The 18,896-nt window shown below is 39.7% G+C and carries 15 protein-coding genes; 13 read left to right on the top strand and 2 right to left on the bottom strand.

The annotated features are described in order from the left end of the window. Positions 1 to 272 precede the first annotated feature (272 nt). The 12 genes from IQ228_RS06135 (at position 273) to IQ228_RS06080 (ending at position 16,233) form a co-directional block, all read left to right on the top strand. Entirely contained in the window at positions 273 to 956 is a 684-nt protein-coding gene (locus IQ228_RS06135) for a sugar transferase (protein WP_051424378.1), read from the top strand. A 3-nt stretch (positions 957 to 959) separates the two neighbouring features. Then, on the top strand, positions 960 to 1,616 hold the full coding sequence (locus tag IQ228_RS06130) for an acetyltransferase (RefSeq protein WP_027403382.1): 657 nt from the start codon (positions 960 to 962) through the stop codon (positions 1,614 to 1,616). 61 nt (positions 1,617 to 1,677) lie between these two features. Then, on the top strand, positions 1,678 to 2,805 hold the full coding sequence (locus tag IQ228_RS06125) for a DUF362 domain-containing protein (protein ID WP_027403381.1): 1,128 nt from the start codon (positions 1,678 to 1,680) through the stop codon (positions 2,803 to 2,805). Between the two features lie 80 nt (positions 2,806 to 2,885). After that, positions 2,886 to 7,592, top strand: a complete 4,707-nt coding sequence (locus tag IQ228_RS06120) for a MupA/Atu3671 family FMN-dependent luciferase-like monooxygenase (RefSeq protein ID WP_051424377.1) — start codon at positions 2,886 to 2,888, stop codon at positions 7,590 to 7,592. A gap of 340 nt (positions 7,593 to 7,932) precedes the next feature. Continuing rightward, positions 7,933 to 8,178, top strand: a complete 246-nt coding sequence (locus IQ228_RS06115) for a hypothetical protein (RefSeq protein WP_027403380.1) — start codon at positions 7,933 to 7,935, stop codon at positions 8,176 to 8,178. A 34-nt stretch (positions 8,179 to 8,212) separates the two neighbouring features. Then, positions 8,213 to 9,265 carry a 3-oxoacyl-ACP synthase III family protein gene (locus IQ228_RS06110; RefSeq protein WP_193962417.1) on the top strand — a complete coding sequence of 351 codons (1,053 nt, stop codon included), beginning with the start codon at positions 8,213 to 8,215 and terminating at the stop codon, positions 9,263 to 9,265. A gap of 12 nt (positions 9,266 to 9,277) precedes the next feature. After that, positions 9,278 to 9,904, top strand: a complete 627-nt coding sequence (locus IQ228_RS06105) for an acetyltransferase (protein ID WP_027403378.1) — start codon at positions 9,278 to 9,280, stop codon at positions 9,902 to 9,904. Between the two features lie 274 nt (positions 9,905 to 10,178). Then, on the top strand, positions 10,179 to 11,420 hold the full coding sequence (locus tag IQ228_RS06100; RefSeq protein WP_027403377.1) for a hypothetical protein: 1,242 nt from the start codon (positions 10,179 to 10,181) through the stop codon (positions 11,418 to 11,420). Beyond that, a complete protein-coding gene (locus tag IQ228_RS06095) occupies positions 11,417 to 12,445 on the top strand; it encodes an ATP-grasp domain-containing protein (protein WP_080683909.1) in 1,029 nt (342 codons plus the stop codon). Before IQ228_RS06100 ends, IQ228_RS06095 begins: the two co-directional genes overlap by 4 nt. A gap of 13 nt (positions 12,446 to 12,458) precedes the next feature. Further along, positions 12,459 to 13,589 (top strand): aminotransferase class I/II-fold pyridoxal phosphate-dependent enzyme, encoded by a 1,131-nt coding sequence (locus IQ228_RS06090; RefSeq protein WP_193962416.1) that lies wholly within the window; start codon positions 12,459 to 12,461, stop codon positions 13,587 to 13,589. 28 nt (positions 13,590 to 13,617) lie between these two features. Further along, positions 13,618 to 15,804, top strand: coding sequence for a polysaccharide biosynthesis tyrosine autokinase (locus IQ228_RS06085; protein ID WP_193962415.1), 2,187 nt, complete (start codon positions 13,618 to 13,620; stop codon positions 15,802 to 15,804). Positions 15,805 to 15,912: 108 nt separating this feature from the next. Then, positions 15,913 to 16,233, top strand: coding sequence for a DUF4347 domain-containing protein (locus tag IQ228_RS06080; RefSeq protein WP_193962414.1), 321 nt, complete (start codon positions 15,913 to 15,915; stop codon positions 16,231 to 16,233). Here IQ228_RS06080 and IQ228_RS06075 read toward each other — a convergent pair. Together IQ228_RS06075 and aroA are read right to left on the bottom strand one after the other, a co-directional pair. Continuing rightward, the gene (locus tag IQ228_RS06075; protein ID WP_370566829.1) at positions 16,159 to 16,377 is read right to left on the bottom strand and encodes a type II toxin-antitoxin system RelE/ParE family toxin; all 219 of its coding nucleotides are present in this window, start codon (positions 16,375 to 16,377) and stop codon (positions 16,159 to 16,161) included. The genes IQ228_RS06080 and IQ228_RS06075 overlap by 75 nt on opposite strands. Before the next feature lie 288 nt (positions 16,378 to 16,665). After that, complete coding sequence (gene aroA / locus IQ228_RS06070; RefSeq protein WP_193962413.1) at positions 16,666 to 18,015, bottom strand: 3-phosphoshikimate 1-carboxyvinyltransferase; 1,350 nt, start codon at positions 18,013 to 18,015, stop codon at positions 16,666 to 16,668. A gap of 343 nt (positions 18,016 to 18,358) precedes the next feature. On the opposite strand from aroA, the gene IQ228_RS06065 reads away from it, so the two are divergent. Next, positions 18,359 to 18,871, top strand: coding sequence for a hypothetical protein (locus tag IQ228_RS06065; RefSeq protein ID WP_027403368.1), 513 nt, complete (start codon positions 18,359 to 18,361; stop codon positions 18,869 to 18,871). The last annotated feature ends 25 nt before the right edge of the window (positions 18,872 to 18,896 follow it).

Genomic DNA, 18,896 nt, shown 5'->3' with positions numbered 1-18,896 from the left:
ATGCTCATCTCAGTCGTTATAAATACACTGAAAGTATCAAATATTTCCCAAAATAATTGAGATAAGAATAATGTCAAAATGACAAGATTTTTATTTCCATCTTAGTTATCTTTTAAAAACAAGTCTGGTTTTGCAATTGCTCAGATATTTGCAAAATCATAGAGAATTATCGTGGTTTTTAGTGCCAACAATCTCAAGGAATCCCAAATAAATAATTGGCAATTGATTGGGTTTTTACCTCAAAAAACACAGTAATAGTTCAAGGAAGTTCTATGATCAAGGGAAATTTTAAGGTTTGGAAAGCACTCAATTTTAGTCAGTTTATTAAATATTTATTGGATAGAATAATAGCAGCAATCGCCTTAATTATTTTAGCTCCTTTAATGCTAATGATTGCGATCGCTATTTATTTACGGATGGGGCAGCCAATTTTCTTTATCCAACCCCGTCCAGGTAAAGATGCGCGAATTTTCAACTTTTATAAATTCCGCACTATGACCAATGATCGTGATGTCAATGGTAATTTTCTACCTGATGAAAAACGTCTCACAACTTTGGGTAAATTTTTGCGGCAAACAAGTCTTGACGAACTTCCTCAACTGTGGAATATTGCTAAAGGAGACATGAGTTTTGTCGGACCACGCCCATTATTAGTCAAATATCTTGACCGTTATACCCCAGAACAAGCAAAACGGCAAGAAGTCAAGCCAGGGATTACAGGTTTAGCTCAAGTTCGAGGTCGAAATTCTCTGAGTTGGGAAGAAAAATTTAACCTAGATATTTTCTATATCAACAATTGGAGTTTATTACTAGACTTACAAATAATTTTCCTCACTGTTTGGACAGTCATTAAACAACAAGGAATCAGTCAAGATAATCATGCAACGATGGAAGAATTTATGGGAGATCAAACCGTTCATGACTATCAGCACAAACAAGATATTATTGGAGGATAATTTATGGCTAAAGTGGTTATTTTCGGAACTAGTGAAATTGCAGAAATAGCTCACTTTTATCTCAGCCGTGATTCTGAACATGAGGTAGTTGGCTTTACTGTTGATGAAGCTTATCTAAAAACAGAGAGTTTTTATAATTTACCAGTAGTCCCCTATGAAAAACTGGAAAAATATTATTCACCTGATGAGTATAAATTATTTATCGCCATTAGTTACCAACAAGTGAATAAATTACGGGCAGAAAAATATTTAAATGCCAAAAATAGAGGATATAGCTTTATTTCCTATATTAGTTCTCAGGCATTTTATTATGGTAAATCAGTGGGAGAAAACTGCTTTATCATGGAAAATAATGTTATTCAACCTTTTGCTTTCATTGGTAATAACTGTCTGCTTTTGGGTGTAAATTCTATCGCGCACCACTGTATAATCAATGATCATTGTTTTCTGACTTCTAATGTTGTGCTTGGTGGTGGAGTAAACATAGGAGAATATACTTTCCTTGGTTTGAATACTACGATTAGAAATTACATCAATATTGGCAAAGAAAATATTATTGGGGCAGGATCAATTATTCTCAGTGATACAGAAGACAGGGCTGTTTATTCCCCAGGAGAAACCCCAAAATTTGAAGTACCCAGCGACTTAGTACGTATTTGAAAAAGATTGATATTTCTGTTATCAACTCTTATATAAACACATTCCCTTAATCAGTTGTGTTATGCGTACTAAATCTTCTCACCCCAAGCACACAAGACGGAATATTCTCCGAGTAGCTGGACTTTTTGCGGGAGCAGCAATTGTTCCTCCTATTCTTCACAGTCTCAAAACCCTGGGTATTTCCCCCGCATCCCTTCTTCATACCCTGAAAACATCTAGATATATTCTGGATGCTGCCAATGCCAAGAACGTTCAGGCAATGAAAGTGTTGCCATTACCCAAACCTACAGGGATCAGCAAAGTTGCATTGGTTCACACTGAAGATCGGGTATCGGGAACTCAACGAATACTTGATTTGTTGCAGCCAGGGGGGATGGAGGGAAAAAGCATTTTTCTGAAGCCCAACTATAATACTGCCGATCCAGCTCCAGCATCAACAGATACAAAATTGTTAGCAACTTTGGTAGAAAAACTCCAAAAAGCTGGAGTAGGGCAAATTACCATAGGCGATCGCTCAGGAATGGCTCAAACCCGCGAAGCCATGAAGCTTAAGGGAGTATTTCAACTTGCAGATCGCTATGGGGTGGAAGTCATTGTTTTTGATGAAATGTCTACTGAACAATGGCAATACTTTTCCCCATCGGGAACTCACTGGCAACAAGGTTTCGCTTTCGCCCGACCAGTTCTCCAAGCAGGAGCAGTGATCAATACCTGTTGTCTAAAAACTCATCGAGGAGCGCACTATACACTGGCATTAAAAAATACTGTAGGCATGGTAGCCAAGTATGTTCCGGGTGATCCATTTAACTATATGGGTGACTTGCATCGTTCACCGTATATGCAGCAAATGATCGCGGAAATTAATGCAGTTTATCGGCCTAGTCTGGTGTTAATAGATGGTGTGGAAGCCTTTGTGTCAGGGGGACCAGATGCCGGCAAGAAAGTGGCGGCAAATGTCATGTTGGCAAGTACAGATCCCATAGCCATTGATGTCATTGCGTTGGCAATGTTGCGTTCACTGGGAACAACAAATGAGGTAATGCAAGGATCTATTTGGAAATTAGAACAGATTCGCACAGCAGTGGCCTTGGGTTTGGGGGCATCTAGTCCAGAACAAATTGAATTAGTTACTGCTGATCGCACCAGTCAAAAAATTGCGGATCAGATTCGTCCATACATACTGGGATGAGAATGTATGATTTCTGATGTATCCTCAGTCTCTCATTCATACCCAGAAAATTTGTGCAAATTCACGAGGATAAATGAACTATGTCCAGCTTTTCCTGTTTTGTTGTGGGCAATGGTATTCTAGCCTTGAGTTGCTTGGAAATCCTGTTACAGAAAGACTGCCAAGTGTTGGGAGTGTATTCCACAGATAATTCATTACAAAAGTGGTCTCAGGAACATGGCATTACTCATGCTGCTTCTCGCTCCATGTTTCACAAAACACTTCTAGGTGTTAAATACGATTATCTTTTCAGTATTAATAACGTCCAGTGGATCATTCCAGAGGATGTGATCACACGGGCAAAAAAAGCCTCTATTAACTACCATGACTCGCCGTTACCCAAATATGCTGGTTTGTATGCCACTACTTGGGCTTTGCTGAACGGTGAAACTGAATATGCTGTTACTTGGCATGAAGTCTCTGCTGAGATTGATGCTGGACGGATATTTAAACAAGCATCTGTGCCAATTTTGGCAGATGATACAGTATTTAACCTCAATCTGCGATGCTTTGATGCAGCAGTTAATTCCTTCAGGGAACTGGTAGAAGAACTAGTAATTGATGTTGCCAAGCCCTATCCTCAAGACCTATCGCAACGGAGTTATTTTAGTCCTAGAGATCGCCCAGAAGCCGCCGCTCTGATCTCCTATGATGTTACTACTAAAGATATCTGTAATCTAGTCAAAGCATTAGATTTTGGTCCAACTCGTAATGAATTGGGTCTACCCAAAACTTGGCTACCAGGAGGGGTGATTGTTGTGGGATCTGCCCGTTCAATTGCATCTGAGTATGGTACTCCTGGACAAGTGCTAAAACTGGATTCCCAAGGGATGTGTGTCGCCACCATAAATGGGGCTGTGCAGTTAAGTGAGTTCAGCACATTAAACGGCAAGGATATTTCCCTAGAACAGTTGCAAGCAGATTATGGTGTCCGCGTCGGTGATGTCTTACCGGCAATTGACACCAATATCAGAAAGGCAATTACTGAACGGAATGCTTTCTTATGTGGTCATGAACAAGCTTGGGCAAAACGGTTGATGCAGCTTGCAGCTTTTCGGCATCCCTATTCACCATTGGCAACATCTGGTCAAAAACCAGATATCTCTATGCACCGCTATTCTATTTTGTCGTTAACAGCGCAGGTAGCAGCGAAATCTCTGTTGTCTATGTTTGCTGCTTACTGTGGGCGACTGACAAGCGAAACTGAATTTGATCTGGGACTACAAACCGATGCCCAGCGTGGTATTGCTCCCGAAATATTTGCCCAACAAGTTCCGATTCGCGTGCAAACTCAGGTTAATGAGTCTTTCCATGATTTTCAACAGCGATTTGAAACAGCCCTAGATGATACCTGTCGTCTGGGTAGCTTTAGACATACTCTGTTGAGACGTTATCCACAATTGCATAGTGATGGGAGTGAAGGTAGCGATGATAATTTTCTACCTGTAGCGATCGCTCTGGCTGCGTCCCCTGATCAACTAGATTGGCAGTCACCGGGAGCGTCTATGGCGTTGGTGGCTTATGAAGATGGAACTTTACCGGAATTAGTACATAGTGGATCACTCAATAACACTGACTCTAAAGCCATTGTTCAGCAACTTCAAAGTTTAATCACCGCTTGTATAGAAGATCCTCAACAATCTCTGCATCAATTACCACTGCTTTCTATTGCCCAACAACAGCGAATTTTGGTGGATTGGAACGACACAGCCGAACCCTTCCCCACAGATAAATGTATTCATGATTTATTTGCGGAACAAGTAGAGCGGACTCCTGATGCGATCGCTGTAGCCTTTCAAGACCGAGAATTAACTTACCGAGAATTAAATGAACAAGCCAATCAATTAGCCTACTATCTAGGGCTACAGGGGGTTGGTCCCGATGTAATCGTCGGTCTTCAGATCGAGCGATCGCTAGAAATGATGATCGGCTTATTGGCAATTCACAAAGCCGGTGGGGCATATCTTCCCCTTGATCCCGATTTCCCCGCAGATCGTCTGGCTTTTATGGTAGAAGATTCCCAAGCGACCGTCATCTTAACCCAGGAAAAACTAATTCCCCATCTTGTTGTTGATCATGATGTCCGCATTATCCCCATTGATACGCTGTGGGCAGAAATTACTCAACAACCTACCACAAATCCCCATAGTGGAGTTAAACCCGAAAACCTGAGTTATGTAATTTACACCTCCGGTTCTACAGGAAAACCCAAGGGTGTGATGGTAGAACATCGTAACGTGGCTAACTTCTTCACGGGTATGGATGCTGTCATTGACCATGAACCACCGGGAGTATGGTTAGCAGTTACAAGTTTGTCATTTGATATTTCTGTCTTGGAACTGTTCTGGACATTGGCTAGGGGATTTAAAGTAGTTATCTATAACCCCAAACAAGAACGGCAGCAGTCTAAGTCCCAACAATCCATAGCTGTAAATAAATTACAACATACCGATTTTAGTCTCTTTTACTTTTCTAGCCATGAACAAGGGCAAGATGCAGCGGAAAAGTATCGGCTGTTGTTTGAAGGGGCTAAATTTGCTGATGCCAACGGCTTTAAAGCAGTTTGGACTCCAGAACGTCATTTTCACGCCTTTGGTGGCCTATTCCCCAATCCTGTAGTCAGCAGTGCAGCGATCGCCACAACCACCAAAAACATCCAAATTCGTGCAGGTAGCTGTATTTCCCCCCTACATAACACCGTGCGACTCACAGAAGATTGGTCTTTAGTAGATAACTTTTCTCACGGTCGGGTAGGAATATCCTTTGGGGCTGGCTGGCAACCCAATGACTTTATCCTCTCTCCCCAAACCTTCGAGAACCGCAAGGAAATTATGTTCCAGCAAATTGAGGAGGTACAGGCACTTTGGCGCGGAGAAACCCTACCATATCCCAACGGTAAAGGCGAAATCATCGAGGTGCAAACCCTACCTCTTCCCATTCAACCCAACCTCCCCGTTTGGATCACAGCCGCCGGCAACCCCGAAACCTTTCAAATGGCAGGAGCGAGAGGTTTTAATATTTTGACTCACTTACTGGGGCAAAGTTTAGACGAGTTAGCCGCCAAAATTGCCATCTATCGGCAAGCTTATACAGAAAACGGACATTCTGGGGCGGGAATTGTCAGCCTGATGATACATACTTTTGTGGGAGAAAGTGATGATATTGTCAAAGAAATTGTCCGTCAGCCCATGCGCCAATACTTGGCTAGTTCCCTCGATTTAATCAAGCTTGCAGCTTGGTCTTTCCCCACTTTTAAACAGAAAACCACCAACGACAAAGGACAGTTTGCAGTATCTCATCTATCTGACCCAGATATGGCGGAAGTCCTAGATTTCTCCTTTGAACGGTACTTTGAAACTAGTGGTCTATTTGGAACTGTGGACACCTGTTTGCAGATGGTTGATCGGATTAAAGCCATTGGTATCAATGAAATTGCCTGTCTGATTGACTATGGGGTAGATACGGATACGGTGCTATCTCAACTACCCCTGCTGAATGAATTAAAGACACGGGCTAATTATCAAATAAGGGAACAGGGAACAGGGAACAGGGAACAGGAAATCGGGAACAGGAAGGAACAGGAAGGAACAGGGAACAGGGGACAGGGAATCGGGAATCGGGAACAGGGCAAAATTGAATCTATAGCGGATCTCATCAACCGTCATCAGGTAACACACCTGCAATGTACCCCTTCTATGGCTGGTTTATTGATAGCAGAAACCGCTAACCACGAAGCTATGGGGCAACTTCAGCAAATGATGGTTGGTGGTGAAGCCTTGACTGAAGCCTTAGCAAATCAACTTCAGCAAATTATTCCCGGACAGATTCACAATATGTATGGTCCGACCGAAACCACCATCTGGTCAGCAACCCATACTCTAGCTGAAGTTGATGGTATAGTTCCCCTGGGTCGTCCTATTGCCAACACGGAGTTATACATTCTCGACAAGAATCAGCAAAATGTGCCTGTTGGTGTCCCCGGTGAACTATATATTGGCGGTAAGGGGGTGACACGAGGCTATTTGCACAGACCAGAATTAACCCAGGAAAGGTTTGTACCTAATCCCTTTAGTGATGATGCCACTGCTCGTTTATACCGGACTGGCGACCTAGTTCGCTACCGAAGAGATGGCAATGTAGAATTCTTAGGACGGATGGACTTCCAGGTAAAAGTGCGGGGACACCGGATTGAATTGGGAGAAATTGAGACGATTTTAAGCCGCCATGAAGCAGTTCGGGAAGCCGTGATTATCGTTCGTGAAGATATTCCCGGAGATCAGCGCCTTGTAGCCTATCTACTCCCACAGCCAGGGTATCAGCCATCTCATGCAACTATGCGAGAATACTTGCTCTCTCTATTGCCTGAGTATATGGTTCCTTCTAACTTTGTTGTTCTGGGGAAATTTCCCCTTACTCCTAATCATAAAGTTGATCGCAAGGCTTTACCGGCTCCCCTATTAGTTGTTCAGGCTGAGGATAGTGTAAATACAACAATACCTAAAAACGATATTGAGCAAACCCTCATGGAAATCTGGCAAAAAGTGCTTCAGATACCTCAAGTGGGAACTCAAGACAATTTCTTTCATCTAGGGGGTAATTCCTTAGTGGCAGTTACATTAATTAGGGAAATTCTCTCAGCATTTAATGTGGATTTACCCTTAATTAGTTTATTTAAATCCCCCACCATAGATGATCTCGCCCAGCAGATTTCAGCACAAACTTTTGCGAATAAATCTCATAATAAGTAATTGGACAAAAATATTTCCAGTTATTTCGTAGCCATATTAGCATGAAGCAATCGCAATGACATTGTGTAATTAACAAAGTTTGGGGGTTTAACTCCCCTGCCTCTCAAGGCAGCAAGTTTCGTGTCGAGGTCTAAATCTCCGTTGCAAAACTTAATTATAAATTACGAATTAATTTAACCTCTGTATTTTTATTCAGTAATTTATTGATAAAGATAATGCCAGGATGACAAGATTATTCCAGGAAATTTAGAGTATATTATTTAGAAATTGGTAATTAATAGATGCGAATAATAATTTACTGTTCAGAGTATTACAACAATACAACTTCATGGGAGAAAAGATGATAGATCACCAAGAAATATTGGAAATTTTAGGCGAAGCCATGGAAATCAGCAGTGCAAATCTTACGGAAGAAACAGTGCTAGAAAACTTAGGAGATGTGTGGGACTCACTGGCTATATTATCTATAATATCAATCATTGATAGTTATGCTGATCGGGCTATTCCTGTGAATTATATAGTCGAGAGTAAAACAATTAAAGATTTGATTAATCTTATTTGCGTAAATGATAAAGTAAGAATTTAAACAGAAATATCTGTTCTCAATTTAGGAAAATACTATGCAACAAGTGATGATTTCCAACATTAGTATGCGAAGTATAGCAATTGCTTTACCTGAAAAAACTGAATTTAATTATGAATTATCTGGTGTGTTAAATTATGAAGAAATAGAGCGTCTCAGTCAAAGAATTGGCATTTACAGTAGAAGAGTTGCCGAAGACGATATAACAGCTTTTGATCTGATGTACCAAGCCGTCGAAAATCTTCTTAAAAATACATATCTTAAGAAAGAAGATATAGACTGTATTGTATGTATTACCCAGACTCCAGATTATTTGATTCCTGGTAATTCATTCCTCTTATGTCATAAATTAGGATTAAAAGCAAGCATTTTTACACTAGATATAAATGCTGGATGTGCGGGCTTTACACATGGTCTAATTGTACTGGGAAGATTAATTAATAATGGTGATATGAAATGCGGATTGTTGGTTGTTGGAGATACACTTACAAGATTGGTAAATCCCAAAGATAAAACTGAGCGATTGTTATTTGGTGATGGTGCGGCTGCGTGTGTTTTAGAATTTGACCAAAAAGGCAAAGGGCTAACAGCTTGCTGGCGAACTATTGCTGATGATTATGATAAGTTAATTGTCCCTGCTGGTGGCATGAGAAAGCCAAATACCGAGGAAACAAACATTACTAATTTAAGAAAAAATGGAATCTACAGAAGCGAGAATAACCTTGCTATGGATGGTGCTGCTGTTTTTTCATTTTCAATTCAAGAAGTGCCAGATATCGTCAATTTTGCGCTGGGAAGTTGCAATTTAAGCAGTGACGATATTGATTTATTTATATTTCATCAAGCTAATAAATTCATGGTTGATTCTATCCGCACAAAATTAAAGATTAGTGCAGAAAAAGTTCCCATATTTGTAGAAGGGATAGGTAATACAAGTTGTGCCTCCATACCAATTGCTATTAGTCGCTATGCCTTAAATCAAGGAATTAATAAAATTAGTGGTCGGCTATGTCTGACTGGGTTTGGGACTGGCTTGTCTCTTAGTAGCATAATTATCGAAGTAGAAGATTTAATTGTCACTTCACTATAATTTCACGATGTTATGAATAAAGAAAGAATAGCTGTAATTGGAGCAGGAGGTCATGCCAAAGTAGTAGCAAGTACGCTCATGGCAGCAGGACACCAAGTAGTAGGTTTTTACGATGATAATCTGCAAAAGAGAGGAACGAATATTTTTGGTATTCCAGTTATTGGTCCAGTCAGTGAGCTGACATCTGGCAACTTCTCTCATGCAATCATTGGTATTGGTCAAAATGAGACACGGAAGCGTTTAGTAGAAAAACTTCATCTTAATTGGATAACAGTGATTCATCCCTATGCTTGGGTTCATCCTGAAGTTTTATTAGGTGCAGGTACAGTAGTTTGTGCTGGTGCAATAGTCCAGCCCTATTCAAGAATTGGATCGCACGTAATTATTAATACTAAAACCAGCGTTGATCACGACTGCTGCGTAGGAGATTATGTACATCTGGCGTTCTCCCACCTTGCTGGCGGTGTAACAGCCCATGAGGGAGCTTTTCTAGCTTTGGGAAGCACTGTATTTCCAGGAGTTCAGATTGGAGCTTGGGCTACTGTGAGTGCAGGATCGGTAGCAATGAAGGATGTTATGCCAAAAAGTACAGTAGCAGGTGTGCCGGCTCGATTAATTAAAGAAGCTACTTTTAATTGAGTGAAGACTAGTACTGCCGTGAAGTCAAAAGTCAAAATGAATAGGTAAGTAGGTTGGCGTTGAAAATTGTCGTTATGGCAAGGCAAAAGGCAATACTTCGACTTCGTTCAGTAACCACAGGCAAGAGTGAAGAGGGTTTGGGCGATTTTACGTTTCTTTACACAGTTTGGTTTTATTGTGTTCACCTACTTAGTAAGCTTTTGAGAGATTGAGAATGGTTGATTTATTTAGTCCGTTGTGTACTAGCAATCCATACTGAATTGAGGAACTAAAAATGCAACTTTCTTGGAAAACACTTCAGAATTTAGAGCAAGAATTTGGTGATGCTTTTTTTATCCTTGATTTAGATAAATTCAAACGCAATTATCAAGAGTTCCTGCATGGTTTTCGCTCGATTTATCCCCATACCAACTTAGGCTATTCTTATAAAACTAACTACATTCCCAAGTTGTGTCAAACCGTAGATTCTTTGGGCGGCTATGCGGAAGTTGTTTCTCAAATGGAGTATGATCTAGCTTTGCGTATTGGTGTCTCTCCAACTAGAATTATCTTCAATGGTCCGCTAAAGTCTCCAGAAGACCTGGAAAATGCAATTCTCGCTGGTTCTATTGTTAACTTGGACTGTTTGGAAGAAGTAGAAATAGTTGCAGCATTAGCACGAAGATTACCAGAACAAAAAATTGCAGTCGGTTTAAGATGTAATTTTGATGTGGGTGCTGGGAGGATATCTCGCTTTGGATTTGATGTGGAAGGAGGCGCACTAGATAATGTTTTTAAAACATTCCGAGAATTAAATAATTGCTCAGTCTTGGGATTACATTGTCACATTTCTACGTCAACAAGAAGTTTAGAATCCTATAAGTTACGCACGCAGAAAATTATCGAACTCAGCGATGATTATTTCCCAGATAAACCACCTCAATTTATTGATGTTGGTGGTGGTTTCTTTGGCAGAATGAACGATGATTTAAAGGCACAATTTGACTGTTATATTCCCACTTATCAGGAATATGCAGAGGCAATTGCCCCGCAATTAAGCAGTAGATTTTCTGATAATCCTAAACCAGAATTAATTATTGAACCAGGTGTAGTTATTGTTGCAGATGTTCTCAAATTTGTCGCTAAGGTGGTGGGAATTAAAACAATAAAATCACGCCAGATTGCTCTTGTGGTTGGCAGTATTCACAATGTTAAACCAACTTTAACTGATAAAAAATTATCACTAGAAGTTTACGGTGATGCGGAAAATTCTCAAACCAAGAAACTAAGTATTCCAGTAGATTTAGTTGGCTATACTTGTATGGAACATGATTGTTTATATCCAGATTATCCCCATGAAATTGGGATTGGTGATTATGCAGTTTTTGATAATTTAGGTGCATATACAGTGGTATTTAAACCACCTTTTATTCGCCCAAATCCTCCGATTATTAGCTATGATTCCACCCTTAGGAATTATACATTAGTCAGACGGCAAGAAACTTCTCAAGATGTGTTTTCTACTTATGTAATATGAGTGACAAAAATATGAATGTTATGTTGACCTGTGCAGGAAGAAGAAATTACCTTGTAAAATTCTTTCAAGCAGCTTTAGAAAATAGAGGATTGGTATTTGCTGGTGATGCTAGTCTAGAGGCCCCAGCATTGAAGGAAGCAGATGAAAGTTTTTTATTACCATCTGTAAATGATAGTGATTACTTTGATAAGCTGCTGGATATCTGTCAGAATAAAAAAGTCAAGTTACTAATTCCTCTCAATGATTTAGAACTACCATATTTAGGAAAACAACGTGATCAATTTCTTAAAATAGGAACTATCCCAGTTGTCTCTTCACCGGAAATTATTAATGTTTGTTTTGACAAGTGGTTAACTTTTCAATTCTTAGAAACAATCGGTATACCGACCCCAAAAACTTATCTTTCTCTTGCAGAAGTAAAAGCAGCTATTGAGCGAGGAGAAATAGATTTTCCTGTAGTTATTAAGCCTCGATGGGGAAGTGCATCAATTGGTATTGAATATCCTGAAGATTATGAAGAATTAGAATTAGCCTACCGATTTGTGAAAAAAGCTATTCAAAAGTCATTTTTAGCGATGGTAAGCTCTACTGATTTTGAAAAATGTATCTTAATTCAAGAAAAGCTAATTGGACAAGAGCATGGTCTTGATATCATTAATAATTTAGAAACTTCCTACATTACCACTTTTGTGAAGCGTAAGCTAACCATGCGAGCCGGAGAAACAGACCGGGCTATCACAGTGGAAAATCAGGAACTTGAAAAAATAGGTGAGAAAATTGGACAAAAACTAGGTCATATTGGCAACTTAGATTGTGATGTAATTGTCGAAAAAAAGGGGAACTACGTATTAGAAATGAACCCGCGTTTTGGTGGTGGATATCCATTTTCTCATGTGGCCGGAGCAAATATTCCCGCAGCTTTGATTGCTTGGGCTAATGGGGAAACGCCAAATAACAAATGGCTGAAGGTTCAAACTAATATAATAAGTGCCAAATGCGATCGCCTGATCACTTTTAAACGATAAAGAATAAAAAACCATGAAGCCAATTCTCCTCTCCACTCCCCATATCGGAAACCAAGAATTAGAATTCGTCAAAGAAGCATTTGCTACCAATTGGATCGCCCCTATTGGTCCTCATGTTGATGCTTTTGAACAGGAATTTTGTCAAGTAACTGGTGCTAGTCATGCGGCTGCTGTGAGTTCGGGAACTGCGGCTTTACATTTAGCTTTGCAATTAGTTGGAGTCACCAGAGGAGACGAGGTTTTTTGTTCCACCTTAACCTTTGCAGCTACCGCTAATCCAATTGTTTATTTAGGGGCGAAACCAGTTTTTATTGATAGCGATCGCATATCCTGGAATATGAACCCAGAGTTGTTGCAGGAAGCTTTACAAAACCGCGCCTATTTTGGTAAATTACCCAAAGCAGTTATAGTTGTACATTTATATGGTCAAAGTGCGGACATTGAACCAATTCTCAAACTTTGCGATCAATATAATATTCCGTTAATTGAAGATGCCGCCGAAGCTTTAGGAGCTACCTATAAAGGACTTTCTCCCGGTACATTTGGACGGTTTGGTATTTACTCCTTCAATGGTAATAAAATTATCACTACATCCGGTGGAGGAATGCTAGTTTCTGATGATGATCAACTAATTACCAAAGCCAAATTTTTAGCAACTCAAGCCCGCGATCCTGCCCCCCATTATCAACATTCAGAAATAGGATATAACTATCGTCTTAGTAACGTTCTAGCAGGTATTGGTCGAGGTCAATTACAAGTTTTAAATGAAAGGGTAGCCGCTAGACGGCGGAACTTTGAAATTTACCAATCTACTTTGGGAAATATACCAGGAATAGAATTTATGCCCGAAGCTGATTTTGGCTATTCTACTCGCTGGTTAACGGCTTTAACAATCACCCCAGAAGCTTTTGGTGCAGATCGAGAATACATTCGCATCCAACTTACTAAACAACAAATTGAAGCTCGTCCTGTATGGAAACCATTACACCTGCAACCCGTGTTTTCTGAATATGAATGTATTGGTGGTAAAGTCGCCGAAAATTTATTTTTACATGGTCTTTGTTTGCCTTCTGGTTCTAATTTAACGGACGAAGATTTAGCAAGAGTAATTAATGCCATTAAAACCATTCACTCTACAACTTGAAAAACATACATAAAAGAGTTAATTTATTATGGAACTACAACAATCTTCTATATCACCACAAAAATACTGGACAATTCTCAAGCGTCGTTGGCTTGCCACTTTATTAATTACTATTTCCGTTTTCATCATAGCACAGTTGGCTGCATCTTTGAAAAAACCTATTTATCTTGCAGAAGGTAAATTACGGTTTCAAAGAAGCAATACAGCCTCATCTATCACAGGATTAGGTGCAGAAATAGGCAAATTAGATCCTTTAATGGAACAAAATAACCCCCTCAGCACAGAAGTAGAAGTAATAACTTCTTACCCTATTATAGAAACAACTATTAAACGACTAAATCTCAAAAATAGTCAAGGTTCTACCCTAAAACCTAAGCTATTTCTCAAAAATCTTGTTGTCAAAGAAGTTAAAGGCACTAATGTTATCCAAATTAGCTACAACGATACTAATCCCAAAATTGCCGCCCAAGTTGTAAATGAACTAATTAAAGTTTATTTAGAGCAAAATCTGTCTTCACGGCGAGCCGAAGCGAGCGCAGGACGTAAATTCATAGAAAAACAATTACCCAAAGCCGAATTAGTAGTCCGTCAAGCCGAATCTGAATTAGCAGATTTTAAAGAAAAAAACAAAATTATTTCCTTACAAGAAGAAGCTACTGAAGCAGTACGAGTTATTGGTAATTTACAATTAAGGATCAACGATACCCAATCTCAATTAGCTAATGTTAAGTCACAGTATCAAGTAGTCATTCAGCAATTGGGAATGACCCCAAAACAAGCATTAACAATGACTTCTATTAGCCAAATCTCTGGAATTCAAGATATTCTTAGAGAAATCCAACAACTACAATCACAACTAGCAAATAGACAAACAATTTTACAGGCAAATCATCCACAAATCATAGATTTACAAGATAAAGTTGCTTCTCTAAACAAGGTTATTGACAAAAGGATAAATCAGTCCATAGGTAAAAATAAACTACAAGCAGAAGACAATTTACAATTGAGTGCTTTACAACAACAACTCTCTAGTAAACTCGTAGAATTAGAATCCAACCGTCTAGGTTTAGCCAATCAAGCTAATTCTTTATTAAAATTACAATCTACCTATAAACAAAGATTGAATACGTTACCTAAATTAGAAGAACAACAGCGTCAATTAGAACGTAAACTTCAAGTAGGACAATCTACCTATTCCTTATTACTTCAGAAACTCCAAGAAAGTAGGATAGCTGAAAATCAAAACTTAGGTAATGCAACTATAATATCCGAAGCTCAAGTTCCTGATGAACCTATTTCTTCTGTCATAATTTCCTATCTCATCTCAGCATTACTGAGTATACTGGCAGCTTTTATGACTATATACATCTTAGAAATGAAAGATAAATCTATTAAGACTATTGATGAAGCCAAAAAATTACTAGAATTAACCTTGTTAGGAGTTATCCCTACCGCTACTAAATGGAAAATAACCTCTAAAAATAATGAAGTAGATGAATCCTATAGTCAAAGAATTATAATTCGAGATTTTCCTCGTTCTTCTATTAGTGAAGCTTACCGGATGTTGAGGGCAAATCTTAATTTTATCAGTGCCGATAAAGAGCTAAAAGTTATTATTGTTACCAGTTCTGTACCCAAGGAAGGTAAATCAACAGTAGCAGCTAATTTAGCTACAGCAATGGCACAAATGGATAAACAAGTTTTATTAATAGATGGAGATTTGCACCGTCCAGTTCAGCATAAAATTTGGGACGTAATAAATAATCAAGGTTTAAGTAATTTAATTTTCAAACAGGAAGAAATTACTGCCGTAATTAAAAAAGTCATGCCTAATTTAGATATTTTGACTTCTGGTATAGTTCCTCCCAGTCCAGCATCTCTTCTCGACTCACAACGCATGGCAACTTTAATGGCTAACTTCTCTGATAAGTATGATTTTGTCATTGTTGATACACCAGCTTTAAATGTGGCTGCTGATGCTGTTACTTTAGGACAAATGGCTGATGGTGTTTTATTGGTAGTGCGTCCTGGTGTAGTTGATTCTGTGAATGCGACTTTTGCTAAAGAACTATTAGCAAAATCTGGTCAAAATGTCTTAGGACAGGTAGTTAATGGTCTAATTGTGAAAAATGAACCCCATAGCTATTACTACTTCCAAAAAGAAGACTATTTACAAACAATCAATGTAGAGTCTCAGGAATCTGTAAAAATTTAACTAATTAGGGTTTGTTGAAAAAGTTGTCTGTGAGGGCTAGTACCGCAAGGCGGAAGTCAAAAGTCAAAAGTCAAAATGAAGACAGTATAGGCTTTTGGAGGATTTAGAATGGTTCATTCACTTACGCCACAGTGTACTAGGAGTATGGCTAACGCTACGCTATCAGCAGTTTCCGATTATCAAACTCTACAGGCGGGAGTTGCAGAGGGGGTAGAAGCGATCGCTCTTAACCCCAATCAAGACGGTATCAAACAAATCACCGCATTTTTACGACAGCATCCCGAAATTACCACCATTCATATCGTTTCTCACGGTGCGCCCGGATGTTTGTATTTAGGAAATAGTCAACTTAATTTAGATAATATAACCAGGACCATAATCAATACGCAGTTCATATACTCCTTCACCAACAAACTTACAATCTCCTAAATTTCCCTCTTCTACTCGGTCTAATCTTGCTCTAATTTTAGCTCTAGCTCTAGCATCTTTCAAGGAATCTCGCCATTCTAAGAAAGGAGTAGTTCCTTCTAAAGTTGTGTAAATCCTAATTTCTTTAGGGGTTGCCTCCATCATATCTAAATAGTGAGACAGAATTAATTACACAATGTCATTGCGTAAGCGTTGCGTGGCGTTAGCCATGTGGAACGAAGTGAAATGAAGCAATCGCCAGGGTTGTGATTGCTTCCCTTCGCTCGCAATGACTGTAAATATTTTTGTCCAATTACTTATATGCAAAAAAGATTTTAGAGAACGAAACCCAACAATTGTATCAAATTTTAATGAAACGATGATTAACGTACTTACCTGAGCAAAATTTAATCAAAATCCCTGTACCTTTTCCCTATACCCTGTCCCTAAAAACTATTGACAAATTTCCCGTAATGTGTTTGTGAAGTTGGGATAAGAAATAGCAGCAGCTTCAGCGCGGTGAATGGTAGTTGTACCAATGGCGTTGAGGGCGGCGATCGCTAAACTCATGGCAATACGATGATCTGTATGGCTATCTACTGCCGCACCGACTAAGGGAGTACCGCCGGTGATTTCCATTCCGTCGGGTAATTCGCTGATTTTTGCCCCCATTTTATTGAGTTGTTGTGCCATGACGGTAATGCGATCGCTCTCTTTGACTCTTAACTCCTCCGCATCCCGGATAATTGTTGTCCCCTCAGCAAAAGCCGCCGCCACTGCCAAAATAGGAATTTCATCAATTAATCTGGGAATGATATCACCGGCAATCGTACAGCTTTTTAAACCACCGGAACGGACGCGGATATCAGCTACAGGTTCTCCTGCTACTTCCCGCTGGTTCTCTAGTTGAATATCTGCCCCCATTAATTCCAAAGCTTCTAAAATCCCCGTGCGGGTAGGATTGACACCGACATTTTCCACTACCAAATCTGAACCAGGAACGATCGCCCCCGCAACTAACCAAAAAGCCGCTGAACTGATATCACCAGGGACAATTACGGTTTGTCCGTAGAGTTTCGCCCCACCTGTGATCGTGACGCTGTTTGTGTCTGGATCTATACTTAATTCTGCGCCATAAGCCCTTAACATTCGTTCACTGTGATCCCGTGATAAAGCAGGTTCGGTGACGGTGGTTTGTCCTTCGGTGTTTAAACCCGCCAGGAGGATACAGGATTTAACTTGCGCCGAAGCAATGGGAGAATGATAATGAATGGGTTGGAGGGCTTGTCCTTGAATGGCTAAAGGTGCTAAAGTATTACCCTTACGTCCCCAAATTTGCGCCCCCATTTGTTGCAAAGGCTTGACAACACGGGACATGGGACGCGATCGCAAAGAACTATCACCTGTCACCGTGAAAAATCGCCCTGGATGGGATGCTAATAAGCCCAACATCAACCTCATCGTTGTCCCAGAATTACCAGCGTCTAAGACATCTAGAGGCTCTTGAAAATTGCCTAAACCGATGCCTTTAACTTTCACCAATTCCGGATTTAATTCCGAAATTTCCGCCCCTAGCGCCCGAAAACAGGCAGCAGTGCTACGGGGGTCTTCACCTAACAGCAGTCCTTGAATTTGAGTTTCCCCTTCAGCGATCGCCCCCAACATCAAAGCGCGATGGGAAATAGACTTATCACCAGGAACTCGGATACGTCCCTGCAAAGACAATCCAGCCGCAGGGCGCTGAATAATTAAGTGATCCGAAGAGTTTGCTTGAGTTTCTAAAGTAATAACAATAGCCGACATTAGGATACAATGACTTTTGAATAGAATAAAAGCTAAACAGCGACTTGTTTATCACTATTCACTTCCAATTTAGTATCCTACCGCTTTTTGACAACTATAATCTTTCTTCTGGTAGATAACAGGTGACAGGTAATACCATATTGAATTGTCTAGATTAACAAATCAAAATATTTGCTGACGATGAACCAGGTTTTACTATTTATTAGACATCTTGCTTGAATGTCTTGTTTTTTGTTGCTTCCAACCACCAAAAGCTTCAGCCGTAACGTTAAATAGTAGGTAGAATCAGCAATTTAGAAAATCGCTCAACTTTTATTCTTTATTTGTAACCTCTCACACTCTCATGCTAACTCACCACCGCAAACCCGTATGTTTATCAATGATTTCCACGGACTTACCGATTTGGTCTGTGGTTGACACTGCTGGAACTTTAATCCAAAAGGATACAGATAAATTTCATTTACTATTAACTGCACCACCTCTTATTAGTTGTGAAGTAGGCAGTTATTTAAATCCAGAAGATACAATTTACCCAACTAAAAACAATTTTTCTCCTCCCAGCAGTCCCAGAATTTTATGGCTGGAAATTTCATCTCGGCGGTTAATTATGACAATGCAAGGTAATGCACAAGTCAGTTACCGTCACTTTTGGGAGTTAGGTATATATGGTATTAGTCGTTTTTGGTTGCCAAATGAATCATTACAACCCCATCAACCTATCCGTTTGCGTAATTTTACCAAAAGTTTCACTCTCACTGGGCATCCCTTTCCAGAACATCTTCGTTTAGAGTACGAATTCTGGACAGGAAAAGTCCAATTGGGTCATTACATTCTCAATTTGGAAATTCAGCATTGAAGGGAATAGGGGGCTGTCTCTTATA

This window comes from Dolichospermum sp. LEGE 00246 (genome assembly GCF_015207865.1).
Lineage (GTDB): Bacteria > Cyanobacteriota > Cyanobacteriia > Cyanobacteriales > Nostocaceae > Dolichospermum > Dolichospermum heterosporum.
Note: the sequence above shows the minus strand (reverse complement) of the source record. Positions and strands in the feature narration are given on the sequence as shown.

Bases quoted from the DNA above. Each gene is read 5' to 3' on its own strand.
- IQ228_RS06120 (WP_051424377.1), top strand. From the start codon at position 2,886: ATGTCCAGCTTTTCCTGTTTTGTTGTGGGCAATGGTATTCTAGCCTTG.
- IQ228_RS06065 (WP_027403368.1), top strand. From the start codon at position 18,359: ATGCTAACTCACCACCGCAAACCCGTATGTTTATCAATGATTTCCACG.
- IQ228_RS06100 (WP_027403377.1), top strand. From the start codon at position 10,179: ATGCAACTTTCTTGGAAAACACTTCAGAATTTAGAGCAAGAATTTGGT.
- IQ228_RS06090 (WP_193962416.1), top strand. From the start codon at position 12,459: ATGAAGCCAATTCTCCTCTCCACTCCCCATATCGGAAACCAAGAATTA.
- IQ228_RS06075 (WP_370566829.1), bottom strand. From the start codon at position 16,377: ATGATGGAGGCAACCCCTAAAGAAATTAGGATTTACACAACTTTAGAA.
- IQ228_RS06130 (WP_027403382.1), top strand. From the start codon at position 960: ATGGCTAAAGTGGTTATTTTCGGAACTAGTGAAATTGCAGAAATAGCT.
- IQ228_RS06135 (WP_051424378.1), top strand. From the start codon at position 273: ATGATCAAGGGAAATTTTAAGGTTTGGAAAGCACTCAATTTTAGTCAG.
- IQ228_RS06105 (WP_027403378.1), top strand. From the start codon at position 9,278: ATGAATAAAGAAAGAATAGCTGTAATTGGAGCAGGAGGTCATGCCAAA.
- IQ228_RS06080 (WP_193962414.1), top strand. From the start codon at position 15,913: ATGGTTCATTCACTTACGCCACAGTGTACTAGGAGTATGGCTAACGCT.
- IQ228_RS06115 (WP_027403380.1), top strand. From the start codon at position 7,933: ATGATAGATCACCAAGAAATATTGGAAATTTTAGGCGAAGCCATGGAA.
- IQ228_RS06095 (WP_080683909.1), top strand. From the start codon at position 11,417: ATGAGTGACAAAAATATGAATGTTATGTTGACCTGTGCAGGAAGAAGA.
- IQ228_RS06110 (WP_193962417.1), top strand. From the start codon at position 8,213: ATGCAACAAGTGATGATTTCCAACATTAGTATGCGAAGTATAGCAATT.
- IQ228_RS06085 (WP_193962415.1), top strand. From the start codon at position 13,618: ATGGAACTACAACAATCTTCTATATCACCACAAAAATACTGGACAATT.
- aroA (WP_193962413.1), bottom strand. From the start codon at position 18,015: ATGTCGGCTATTGTTATTACTTTAGAAACTCAAGCAAACTCTTCGGAT.
- IQ228_RS06125 (WP_027403381.1), top strand. From the start codon at position 1,678: ATGCGTACTAAATCTTCTCACCCCAAGCACACAAGACGGAATATTCTC.